The sequence below is a fragment of the Streptomyces sp. NBC_00442 genome, from assembly GCF_036014195.1.
In the GTDB taxonomy this organism is placed as follows: Bacteria; Actinomycetota; Actinomycetes; order Streptomycetales; family Streptomycetaceae; genus Streptomyces.
Genome location: NZ_CP107918.1, coordinates 480987 through 492314, shown reverse-complemented (window position 1 = coordinate 492314; position 11328 = coordinate 480987). Strand labels below are relative to the sequence as shown.

At 72.5% G+C, this 11328-nt stretch carries 8 protein-coding genes and 1 pseudogene; 5 read left to right on the top strand and 4 right to left on the bottom strand.

The genetic code is table 11. The features are described 5' to 3' along the window. Positions 1 to 11 precede the first annotated feature (11 nt). Positions 12 to 2727 (top strand): annotated as a pseudogene (locus OG432_RS02230) (fumarate reductase/succinate dehydrogenase flavoprotein subunit). 405 nt (positions 2728 to 3132) lie between these two features. Here the strand turns inward: OG432_RS02230 and OG432_RS02225 are convergent. Continuing rightward, on the bottom strand, positions 3133 to 3516 hold the full coding sequence (locus OG432_RS02225; protein WP_328307141.1) for a tautomerase family protein: 384 nt from the start codon (positions 3514 to 3516) through the stop codon (positions 3133 to 3135). A 109-nt stretch (positions 3517 to 3625) separates the two neighbouring features. Continuing rightward, positions 3626 to 5638 (bottom strand): PP2C family protein-serine/threonine phosphatase, encoded by a 2013-nt coding sequence (locus OG432_RS02220; RefSeq protein WP_328307140.1) that lies wholly within the window; start codon positions 5636 to 5638, stop codon positions 3626 to 3628. A 269-nt stretch (positions 5639 to 5907) separates the two neighbouring features. On the opposite strand from OG432_RS02220, the gene OG432_RS02215 reads away from it, so the two are divergent. Then, entirely contained in the window at positions 5908 to 7080 is a 1173-nt protein-coding gene (locus OG432_RS02215) for a ThiF family adenylyltransferase (protein WP_328307139.1), read from the top strand. Then, positions 7077 to 7682: a GNAT family N-acetyltransferase gene (locus OG432_RS02210; RefSeq protein ID WP_328307137.1), complete on the top strand. Its 606-nt coding sequence runs from the start codon at positions 7077 to 7079 to the stop codon at positions 7680 to 7682. The genes OG432_RS02215 and OG432_RS02210 overlap by 4 nt, the downstream gene beginning before the upstream one ends. Before the next feature lie 21 nt (positions 7683 to 7703). Here the strand turns inward: OG432_RS02210 and OG432_RS02205 are convergent, their stop codons facing one another. Then, positions 7704 to 8090 carry an STAS domain-containing protein gene (locus OG432_RS02205; protein ID WP_328307136.1) on the bottom strand — a complete coding sequence of 129 codons (387 nt, stop codon included), beginning with the start codon at positions 8088 to 8090 and terminating at the stop codon, positions 7704 to 7706. 241 nt (positions 8091 to 8331) lie between these two features. Between OG432_RS02205 and OG432_RS02200 the strand changes: the two genes are divergently transcribed. Beyond that, complete coding sequence (locus OG432_RS02200; protein WP_328307134.1) at positions 8332 to 9138, top strand: MEDS domain-containing protein; 807 nt, start codon at positions 8332 to 8334, stop codon at positions 9136 to 9138. Further along, positions 9135 to 10115, top strand: coding sequence for a sensor histidine kinase (locus OG432_RS02195; protein WP_328307133.1), 981 nt, complete (start codon positions 9135 to 9137; stop codon positions 10113 to 10115). The genes OG432_RS02200 and OG432_RS02195 overlap by 4 nt, the downstream gene beginning before the upstream one ends. Positions 10116 to 10276: 161 nt before the next feature. On the opposite strand, the gene OG432_RS02190 is transcribed toward OG432_RS02195, so the two are convergent. After that, the gene (locus tag OG432_RS02190; protein ID WP_328307132.1) at positions 10277 to 11296 is read right to left on the bottom strand and encodes an aldo/keto reductase; all 1020 of its coding nucleotides are present in this window, start codon (positions 11294 to 11296) and stop codon (positions 10277 to 10279) included. Between the last annotated feature and the right edge of the window lie 32 nt (positions 11297 to 11328).

Below are 11328 nucleotides of genomic sequence, written 5' to 3'. Positions count from 1 at the left end.
TGGACACCCCCATGACCGTTCCCGCCCTCGCCGACGCGACCGAACTCGCCTGCGACGTGCTGGTCATCGGTGGCGGCACCGCCGGCACCATGGCCGCGCTCACCGCGGCCGGCCGCGGCGCCAACGTCCTGCTCCTGGAGAAGGCCCACGTGCGGCACTCCGGCGCGCTCGCCATGGGCATGGACGGGGTCAACAACGCGATCATCCCGGGCCGCGCCGAACCCGACGACTACGTCGCCGAGATCACCCGCGCCAATGACGGCGTCGTCGACCAGTCCACCGTGCGCCAGACCGCGACCCGCGGCTTCGACATGGTCAGGCGACTGGAGTCGTACGGGGTCAAGTTCGAGAAGGACGAGCACGGCGAGTACGCGGTCCGCCAGGTGCACCGGTCGGGCTCCTACGTGCTGCCCATGCCGGAGGGCAAGGACGTCAAGAAGGTCCTCTACCGGCAGCTGCGGCGACGGGAGATGCGCGAGCGGATCCGCATCGAGAACCGGGTCATGCCGGTGCGGGTGCTCACGGCCGGGGGCCGGGCCGTCGGCGCGGCCGGATTCAACACGCGCACCGGGGAGTTCGTCACCGTGCGGGCGGGCGCCGTCATCCTCGCCACCGGCCCCTGTGGCCGGCTCGGCCTTCCCGCCTCGGGCTACCTCTACGGGACGTACGAGAACCCGACCAACGCGGGCGACGGCTACGCCATGGCCTACCACGCGGGCGCCGCCCTCACCGGGATCGAATGCTTCCAGATCAACCCGCTGATCAAGGACTACAACGGACCCGCGTGCGCCTACGTGGCCAATCCGTTCGGCGGCTACCAGGTCAACCGGCACGGCGAGCGGTTCGTCGAGTCGGACTACTGGTCGGGCCAGATGATGGCCGAGTTCTCCGCCGAACTCGCCTCCGACCGCGCCCCGGTGTACCTCAAGCTGAGCCATCTGCCCGAGGAGACCATCGGCGCCGTCGAGTCGATCCTGCACACCACGGAACGGCCCACTCGCGGCACCTTCCACCAGGGCCGCGGGCACGACTACCGCACCCATGACATCGAGATGCACATCTCGGAGATCGGCCTGTGCGGGGGGGCACTCGGCGTCGGGCGTCCGCGTCGATGCCCACGCCCGCACGACCGTGCCCCGTCTGTACGCGGCCGGTGACCTCGCCTGCGTCCCGCACAACTACATGATCGGCGCGTTCGTCTTCGGTGACCTCGCGGGCGAGGATGCCGCCCAATACCCGTGCTACGACGGCGAGTTGCCGGAAGATCAAGTGGCCGCCGCGCACGCGCTCGTCTACCGGCCGCTGCGCAACCCCGACGGCCCGCCGCAGCCGCAGGTGGAGTACAAGCTGCGGCGGTTCGTCAACGACTACGTGGCGCCGCCGAAGACCGGTGCCAAGCTGTCGCTCGCCGTGGAGGCGTTCGAGCGGATGGGCGGGGAGATCGCCGGTATGGGGGCGCGCACCCCGCACGAGCTGATGCGCTGCGCCGAGGTGACGTTCATCCGGGACTGCGCCGAGATGGCGGCCCGCTCCTCGCTCGCCCGGACCGAATCGCGCTGGGGCCTCTACCACCAGCGTCTCGACCATCCCGAGCAGGACGACGCGAGCTGGCTGCACCACCTCGACCTGCGCAAGTCCCCTTCCGGGACGATGGAGTTCACCGCGCGTCCGGTCGAGCCGTACGTCGTGCCGGTCCCGGAGTTCACCCCGGCCGCCGGACCGGAGCGGCCGCTCGGGGAGGTCGCGCTGGTCCCCGTCGCCACGGCCGGCCCGCGCGCGAGCGTCCCGGCCGCCCGGACGGTGCCCGCCGAACCCACGGTCCCGCACGCCCCGCACGCCCCGCTCCCGGCATCCGCACCGAGCCCGGCCCTGCTGCGGCTGCTCGCCCTGGCCGAGGAGTCCCCCGACCTGGCGACGCTGGGCCCCTACCTCGCCGACCCCGACCCCGCGGTCCGCGCGGCCGCGGTCACGGTGCTCGGCGAGACCGTACCGGCCGGCGCCGGGATCGCCCTGGCCGCACGGCTGCGGGACGGCGCGCCCGCCGTACGGTCCGCCGCGGCGGCCGTCCTGCGCGAACTGGTCGAAGTGCTGCCGGCGGAACCCGAGTTGGGGGCCGCGTTGCGCGGGGCGCTCGATGTGCCGGACCCCGCCGTGCGCACCGCCGCCCTCGAAGTGCTGCGGGCGCTCAGGCTGGGCGAGGCGGCTCAGTACGCCGCCCGGCTCACCGACACCGACATCGAGGTCCGCATCCACGCCGTGCGGGGCCTGGTGGCGGTGGACGCGGTCGCGGAACTGACCCGGGCCGCGGCCGACCCGGCCCGGGAGGTGAGGGTCGCGGTGGCCCGCGGCGTCGCGGCCCTGCGCGCCCCGGAGCCGGCATCGCTCGACCCGCTCCTCGGCGACCAGGACCCCCTCGTCCGAGGCGCCGCGCTCGCCGCGCTCGCGGCGACCGGCTGCCCGCCCGCCTACGCCGGCGCCGCCTCCCTCGCGCTCGCCGACTCCGCCTGGCAGGTCAGGGCCGGGGCCGCGGCGGCCCTCAAGGCGGCCGCCGCCGACGAGGCCGTCCCCGCGCTTGCCGGAGCGCTCGCCGACATCAACGCGGACGTCCGCAAGGCGGCGGTTCTGTCCCTCCTGGCCCACCGCGCCCACCCCGAAGCGCGCACCGCCCTTGCCACCGCCACCACCGACACGGACGCCGACATCCGCGCCTACGCGGGGCGCGCCTGACCTGGGCGGGGCGGTCGCGTGTCCTTGGGCACACCGGACGGCTCGTACCACTCGATGGCGCGACCGGGTAAGGGGGTCCGGCTCCGGGGCGGCAGGGAAGGCGGGACTCTGCCGCAGCACACGATCTACCGCGTCATCGTCTTCAAGAAGGACGGCAGGGTTGCCTCCCTGGGCACGACGCTGCTGTACCCCGAGCAGTCCCGGCATCCGGGCTGGTCGAGCTCTACCGGGAACGCTGGGAGATCGGGCCGGCCTTCGACGAGTTCATGAACCACCTCGGCCCTGCCGGGCCGATCAGGTCGCGCACACCGGAGGGCGTCCGGCAGGAACTGCGGGCCTACTTCGCGGTCCACCACGCGATCCGCGAGTTCGCTCGCACGGCGGCGCACCGACCCCATCGCCGCCCTAGTGCAGGTACTGGGCGTCCCCGTTGCCGAGCGACCAGTCGGCATCGGTGTTCTCGGTCAGCACGACGAACACGTTGCGGGGCTCCGTCCCCGCGTATTCCTGGGCCAGCTCGGCAATACGTCGGTACAGCGCCTGCTTCCGGTCGGCCGGCCGACCACCCCGCAAGGTGATCGCCACGTACACGATGCCGTCGTCCCGCTGCACGTCGAGGTAGGTGCCGTGACGCAGAACGCCGCGCTCTCCGTCATGTCCGGTCAGGATCTGGAAACGATCGTCGTCCGGGATCCCCATCGTCTCGCCCAGCGCCTCCTGGACGGCGCGCCCCAGCGCCTTCAACCGCTGGGCGTCACAGCCCAGAACATCGATGCGAACGAGCGGCATGGAGCCCCCAGGGGAGATCGGCAACGTGACGACGTGACATCCGAGTGTACATACTAGTAGGTACAGGGGCTGTGCGGGTGCCATGCCCAAAGCGGCTGCATGGCCCTGCTCAGGCCCCCACCTTTTCCGGCTCCCTCCGGCGGACCACGAGCAGGGCGCGGTCGTCGACGTGTCCCGTCATCGAGTCGCCCTGCGCCATGAGGACGTCGGCGATCTCGGTGAGGGGCTCCGCGCGCCGACGGGCGGCGGCATCGCAGATCACGGCGAGTCCGCCGTCGATCGGCAGCTGCGGGCCCTCCACCACGCCGTCCGTGACGAGAGCCAGCAGGTCGCCGGGGGCCAGCTGCAGCGAATGGACGGGAAAGCGGCCGCCCGCGAGCACACCCAGTGGCGGCCCGCCCGGATATTCGCGGACCACGGCGCCGTCCTCCGCGCAGTGCACCAGCGGAACGTGCCCCGCCCGCGCGGTGCTGACCCGGCCGTCGGGGGTGAGCAGGGCGTACAGACAGGTCGCGAAGACCGGCATCCGCATCTGGAGCATCAGGTCGTTGGTGCGGGCCAGCACCTGGTCCGGGGCCGGCTCCTGCCAGGCGTAGGCGTGCATCGCGGTGCGCACCTGCCCCATCATCGCGGCGGCCTGCACATTGTGGCCCTGTACGTCACCGATGATGCACGCGGTGCTGCCGTCCGGCAGGGCGATCACGTCGTACCAGTCGCCGCCGACGTCCAGGCCCTGGTGAGCGGGGCTGTAGCGCGCTTCGATCTCGTAGCCGACGACGGCCGGCAGCGTGGCGGGCAGCAGATTGCGCTGCACCGTGCCGGCCAGTTCCGTACGGGCCGACTGCAGCCGGATGCGCTCCCAGGCCTGTCCCGCGACGTCCGCCATGACGCCGACGAGGGTGCGTTCCTGGTTCGAGAGGTCGTGCGGCCTGTCGTACGTCACCACCCACCCGCCGAGCGGCGCGGCCCCCTGGCCCCGCAGGGGGATCATGATGAACGACTCGGCGGAGGTGGCGTCCAGCAGCCCGTGGGCTTGTGGCCACGACCGCCGGTAGTCGTCGCGGGTCGCGATGAACAGCGGGGTTCCCGTGCGGATCGCCTCGGTCAGGGGCTTGGGAGCGTCCAGCGGCAGGCCGTGCAGGGAGCGTGCGAGCGCGGGGTCGATCCCCGTGCCGAACGTCACGCGCAGCCTTTCCTCCTCCACGAACGCCAGCAGGGTGCCGGTGCCGCCGAAGGCGGGCGCCACCTTGTTCAGGATCGCCGCCGTCAGCTCGTCCTCCGTGGCCGCGGCCACGAACGCGGCGGCCAGTTGCTGGACGAGGTCGACGCGTCGGCGCGCGTCGGCGTGCGCCTTGACGAGCGACTGGTGACGTTCCACGGCCGCGGTGGTGTTCGTGGTCGTGCCCACGACGCGCCGCCCCCCGTCGAAGCCGAAGCGGACGAGCCGGGCGAGGGTGCGGAGCCAGTTCAGCCGGCCGTGCTCGTCGGGCATGCGGAAGTCGACGTCCACCTGCCGGGAGTGGCCCCTGCGCAGCGCCCAGAACGCCGCCTCCACCCGGCCCACGTCGTCGGCGTAGACCCGACCGAGCAGTTGGTCCAGCGACATCGTGTCGCCGGGGCCCATGCCGTTGTAGAGCCGCTCGCCGTCGAGCCAGCTGAACGCGTCGGACTCCTCGTCGTAGACCCACAGGGAGTGGTCCGCCAACACCGTCATGGAGCGCAGTGCCTCCCAGTGCAGCCACTCGCCCTCTTCCTCCTCCTCGATCTCCACCAGGACGGCGGGGTCGCCCTCGCGGCGGTCGATGCGGCGCGCCGACGTCATGCAGACGACCGCGCCGCCCGGGTGGGCGAATTCGATCGGCTGCCGATAGGTGCGGCCCTCGCCGTGCAGGGCGTCCAGGAGCAGCTGGCGGGAGATGGACATGCTGGTCGGTGCGAGCAGGTCGGAGAAGGTCCAGCACGGTGGCGCGTCGGTGAGCAGGGCGGCCTGAGCGCGCGGACTGACCCGGACGAGCTCCGCCGCCCCGGTCGGCCCGGCCGCGGGTGCGAGCAGCATCCACATGCCGTCGGCGCGGAGCGCGGCGTGGCGGAGGCAGGCGTGGGCGGTGGTGTCTTCGCGCATGGACATCGATCTCGCTAGCGACGGGATGGGGCGCGCCTTTCTGCGGGCGGGTCTTCCATCCCAGCCGACGCGGGCGCGGCCCGCCGCCCGCGAAAGTCACCGGCCGCGGGCCGAAAGTCCTCTACGGCCCGTCACCTCACGGTCCCGCCCCCTGGCCGACCGGGGGCGCGCGAGGCGCCGGGGGCGCATTCAGTAGAAGATCAATTCGAGTGTGCGCCCGCGGGTGACGTGCGGCTTTGCAAGATCGGCTGGTTGCTAGCGTCCCTGCCGTGACTCAGTTGACGCAGTCCGGCCCGGAGCCGGACCACTTCGTGCTGCCCTCGCCCCGCGAGGCAAGCGAATCGTTTCGCCCGCTGGTGCTCGACGCCGCCCGGCCGGCCGGCGCCGCCGCCCTGGCCACGCTGCGGGAATCGTCCGCCCTGCGTGAGGTTCATGACCGGATCGAGGACCAGGTCGAGGAGGCGCTGCGCTGCCGGGCACCGCAGGACCCGTTCGGCGCCCGCTCCCGGGCCCGCGCGGTCGCCGACGCCATGGGCGGGCCGCCCGACGCCTACGGCCGATGGATCTGGTACCCGTGGTCGGGCCGCCTGGTGCACCTCCTGCCCGAGGACGAGTTCCGGCTGGTGCGCACCGACCGCAACCGCGACAAGATCACCCGCGAGCAGCAGCAGGCCCTGCTCCGGCGCCGGGTGGGCGTCATCGGTCTCTCGGTCGGCAGCAGCGCCGCGATCACCTGCGCCATGGAAGGCGTCGGCGGGGCCTTCAGGCTGGCGGACTTCGACCGCCTCGGCCTGTCGAACCTGAACCGGCTGCGGGCCGGTGTGCACGAACTCGGCCTGGAGAAGAGCGTGTTGTGCGCCCGCCGCATGTACGAACTCGATCCCTATCTGGACATCGAGGTCCACCGCGCCGGCGTCACCGAGGCCACCATCGAGGACTTCTTCGGCGACCACGACCGCGGTGACGGCCTCGACCTGCTCGTCGAGGAGTGCGACACGCCCTGGGTCAAGGTGGCCGCCCGCGAGCACGCCCGCCGCCGGCGCCTCCCCGTCCTCATGGACACCAATGACCGTGGCCTGCTCGACATCGAACGCTTCGACCTCGAACCGGACCGTCCGCTCTTCCACGGCCGCACCGGCCCGGTGACCGCCGCCGACGTGCGCGCCCTGGACCAGGAGGCGACGATCGCCTTCCTGCTCGACGTCGTCGACGAGCGGCGCCTGAGCCCCGCCATGACCGACGCGCTCACCCGCGTCGGGCGCACCCTCTCCAGCTGGCCCCAGCTCGCCAGCGGCGTCATGCTCGGCGCCGCCCTCGTCGCCGACACCGCCCGCCGCATCCTGCTCGGCGAGCCACTGCCGTCCGGTCGGCACTCCATCGACCTGGCGGCCCTCGTGCCCGCCGGAACGACCCGGCCGACGTGTCTGGAAGGTGCCCGGTGAACCGGATCCCCGACCTGCACGGCGACCACCTGTACCTGCGGGAACTGCGCGCCGACGACCACGAGCCCTTCACCCGGATCCTCACCCACCGCGTGCTCACCCGGTACCTCGGCATCGACCGCATGGACGCCGGCCAGGCCCACGACGCGTTCGCCCTGGGCCTGGCCCAGCCCTACGCGCACCCCCGCCGCAAGTACACCCTGGCCGTGTGCGCGCCCGGCGACGACGCCTTCCTCGGCACCATGGGGCTCCTCGTCGAGGACTACGGCAGCAACGCCATGCTCACCAGCCTGGTCCTGCTGCCCGGGGCTCCCGTACGCGGCCACGGGCACGAGGCGGGCCGCCTGCTGATGGCCTACGGCTTCGGGCACCTGGGGCTGCACCGCATCTGGGCGGGCCATCGCAGCGACCACCACCTCATGCCGCCGGTGATGCACGCGGCCGGGCTCCGCCCCGAAGCCACCCTGCGCCAGCTCTTTCGCACGCAGGGTTGCTGGCACGACGTCACCACGTATGCCACCGTGGCCCCCGAATGGAAGCGGCAGGCCACCGCGCGCGAACTCGCCATCCTCGACGGAGCCGACCAGTTCGACCGCGTCTGAGCGGCGCCCCGCTGAACGCGCCTACGGCATGCGGGAGTCGGGCCCGGACGAGGCGGCCGCGGACTCCAGGGTGGGGTGCACGGCGAAGAACTGATCGGTGCCGGTCACCTGCAGAAGGCGCAGGAGGCTGTCCGAGGGGGCGGCGATGCTCAACGCCGTGGCGGCGTGCACGTGGAGCAGAACATTGAGCGCCGAGGAGTCGCAGAACGTGATGCGCGAGGCTTCGAGGATCACGTGCCGGTGCCGGTGGGCGGCCTCCTCGAGGGCGGTCTTGAGGGGCCCGAGCGTGTCGAGATCGAGGTCACCGGAGGCCTCGATCGCCCAGGCGTCGTGCAGCGGGTACTGCGCGCCGAGTACTCCGGTCGGCGGCACGGCTGCTCCGTGATCCGCTCCGTGTTCTGTCGTCATGCGCAGAGTATGCCCACCTACGGCTCCTACGGTCCGCATCGGTGTGCGAGTGCACGCATCACAACATGGGTACGAGGCCCCTTTGTTGGCTTCTGCGGCGTTTCCCGCGGCCTGCGACCCGCCGCCCCGCCCTGCGCCGCCCCTCGGCCCTCGCCACGGCGGCCGGTGGCGGCGGGTCGGCTAGGCTCGGCACTCTGCGTACATCCCGCCGACGGTCGGACGGCGGCCGGAAGGGGGCCAGGTGAGAGCGGCGCGGGCGTTGGTGACCCTGGACGAGGTCGAGCTCGGTGACCACGTCTGCTGGCGCATGCGGCCGGCCGGCGACTCCCTGGCCGACGCGCGGGCCTTCGTGGCCGACGGAGCCCTGTACGGGGACAAGATCGTGTTCGTGGGCTCCACCGGCACCGTCTCACGGATCCCCAGGGACGCCGGGCCCGCGGCCTCCGTGGTCCTCGACGTGCCCGGCGCCGACGCCGATGTCGTCCTGGCGGCGGTGCGCCGCGAAGCACGTACGGCGGTGCGCGAGGGATTCCGCTCCGTACGCGTCCTCACCGAGAGGACGCCGCCGAAACCGGCGCCCGGGGCGGAGGAGGAACTGCTCGCCCAGGAGCTCAGGCTCGACGAGTTCGCGTCGGAGAGCGGCGCGATCGTGGTCTGTGCGGTGACGCCCTCCGAGTGGGACGCGACTACGCTGGAACACATGGCATGTGTGCACCCGCACGAGGTGGGCAGGCGTGCTGAACACCCGGCCTTCCGCATGTTCGGTACGGGTGCCGACAGGTGGAGCGTGGACGGTGTGATCGACTCGGACTGTGCGCCGGTGTTCAACGCCGCGGTGCGCGCGGCGGCGCTGCACGCGCCGACGGTGACGCTGCGTTTCGACACGCTCGACATGATCGACGCCGCCGGTATGCACGCCCTGGTCGACGCGGTCCGCGGCCTGCCGGACCGGCGCGTTGTGGTGGAGGGCGCCAACGACACCGTGCGCCTGTGCTGGGAACTCGCCGGCTACGCGAGCGCCGGCGTATCGGTGGTGATGAGTGCATGAGCGGGCCGCTGCCGTCGAAGCCGTCCGTGCCGCCGAAGGCGGCGGACGCGCCCGAGCCGGGTTTCCGCCACGAGCTGTACCCCTACCGCGGGGACGACCAGTTCCTGTCCGGCACCCAGGGCTTCATCCGCGAGGCCCTGGAGGCGGGGGAGGCCGTCGTCGTCGCCGTCCCGTCGGAGAAGGCCTCGCTCCTGCGCGAAGAGTTCCCCGACGAGTCCGCCGTCACCTTCGTGGACACCTCGACGGCCGGCGCGAGCCCCGGCCGGCTCGTCGCCGCCTGGACGGCCTGGATGAGCGAGCGCGGCGAGGGTGGCAGGCCGGTGCGCGGCATCGGTGAGACGGCCTGGCGCCAGGCGCGCAGCGCGGCCCACCTGTCCGAGCTGCGCTACCACGAGTGGCTCCTCAACCGGGCTTTCGCGCGCAGCTCCGCCTGGTCGATGCTCTGTCCCTACGACGCCGCCGACGAGGACCAGAGCGCGCTGCGGTCCGTCTCCCGCTGCCACCCGCTGATCCACCAGGACGGGCAGTCCGTACGCAACGAGAGCTACCTGAGCGCCGACGAGTATGTCTTCGACGCCCTCAGCGAGCCCTGCGACCCGCACCAGGAACTGACCTACACGAGCGGCGACCTGTCCGCGATCCGGTCGAAGGTGTCCCAGTGCGCCACCGACGCGGGGGTGCCCGAGGACCGCTTGCCGAAACTCGCGGTGGCCGTCACCGAGATCGCCACGAACAGCATCCGCCACGGCGGCGGGCAGGGCACGCTGCGCACCTGGGCGGAGCATGCGGCGTTCCTCTGCGAGTTCCGGGACGCCGGATACATCTCCGACGTGATGGCAGGCCGCACCCGTCCGAAGGCGGACCAGATGGGCGGCCGCGGCCTCTGGCTCGCCCACCAGCTCTGCGACCTGGTGGAGATCCGCTCGACCCCCGACCAGGGCACGACCATCCGCCTGCACATGGACGTCCCGCAGTAGGGCCACGGCCAGCAGGGCCACCGTCAGTGGGGCCGCGGCCCGGCACGGGTCCACGGCGCCCCGGGGCCGAACCACGATCCGGCCCCGGGTTGACGCGAATACACCAGGATTTCGAGGGTGGTTGCGATTCGGCGCTCGGGCCCCTGGCATTGCCCGACCGGTCAGCGGCGCCGCAGGGCGGGGTCGAGGAGCGAGGGCGGGGTGTCGCTCTTCTCGTGGGCGGCCAGGTCGGTGCCGGGGGCGACGACGGCGTCGATCGCGTCGAGCACGTCCGTGGACAGGACGGTGTCCGCGGCGGCGAGCTGGCTGCGCAGATGGTCCGGGGTGCGGGGACCGATGAGCGCGGCGGTGACGCCGGGATGCGCGGTCACGAATCCGAGCGCCAGCTGGATCATGGTCAGGCCGGCCTCGTCGGCGATCTTCGCCAGCTGCTCGACGGCCGTGAGCCTGGCCCGGTTGGCGGGCAGGGCGATGTCGAAGCGCTCGGGCATGAACGCCGAGCGGTTGCCGGTGATCTCGCGGCCCTCACGGATCGCCCCCGACAGCCAGCCCGACGCCAGCGGGCTCCACGCCAGCACGCCGAGGCCGTACGTCTGGGTCACGGGCAGGACGTGGGTCTCGATCCCGCGCTGCAGGATCGAGTAGCTGGGCTGTTCCGTCACGTAGCCGCGCAGGCGGTGCTCGCGGGCGGCCCACTGCGCCTGCACGATGCGGTGGGCGGGGAAGGTCGAGGAGCCGAAGTGGCGGATCTTTCCCGCGCGTTGGAGGTCGGTGAGGGCCGAAAGCGTCTCCTCGTCGCTGGTGCTGGGGTCCCATCGGTGGACCTGGTACAGATCGACGTGGTCGACCCCGAGGCGGCGCAGGCTGTCGTCGAGAGCGGTGACCAGCCAACGGCGCGAGCTGCCCCGGCGGTTGCGTTCGCCCCCCATCGGCAGGCCGGCCTTGGTGGCCAGCACGATGTCGTCGCGCCGTCCGGCGATGGCCCTGCCGACCATCTCCTCCGACTCGCCGCCGCTGTAGACGTCGGCGGTGTCGATGAGGTTGATCCCGGCGTCGAGTGCGGCATCGACGAGGACGGTGACGTCGTCCTGGGTGGTGCGTCCGATCCCGCCGAAGTTCATCGCGCCGAGGGCGAGGGTGCTGACCTGTATGCCGGTGCGGCCCAAATCGCGGTACTGCATGACCGTGTGTCTCCCCACTGATCGAACGCCAT

Bases quoted from the DNA above. Each gene is read 5' to 3' on its own strand.
- OG432_RS02225 (WP_328307141.1), bottom strand. From the start codon at position 3,516: ATGCCGCTCGTTCGCATCGATGTTCTGGGCTGTGACGCCCAGCGGTTG.
- OG432_RS02220 (WP_328307140.1), bottom strand. From the start codon at position 5,638: ATGCGCGAAGACACCACCGCCCACGCCTGCCTCCGCCACGCCGCGCTC.
- OG432_RS02205 (WP_328307136.1), bottom strand. From the start codon at position 8,090: ATGACGACAGAACACGGAGCGGATCACGGAGCAGCCGTGCCGCCGACC.
- OG432_RS02195 (WP_328307133.1), top strand. From the start codon at position 9,135: ATGAGCGGGCCGCTGCCGTCGAAGCCGTCCGTGCCGCCGAAGGCGGCG.
- OG432_RS02190 (WP_328307132.1), bottom strand. From the start codon at position 11,296: ATGCAGTACCGCGATTTGGGCCGCACCGGCATACAGGTCAGCACCCTC.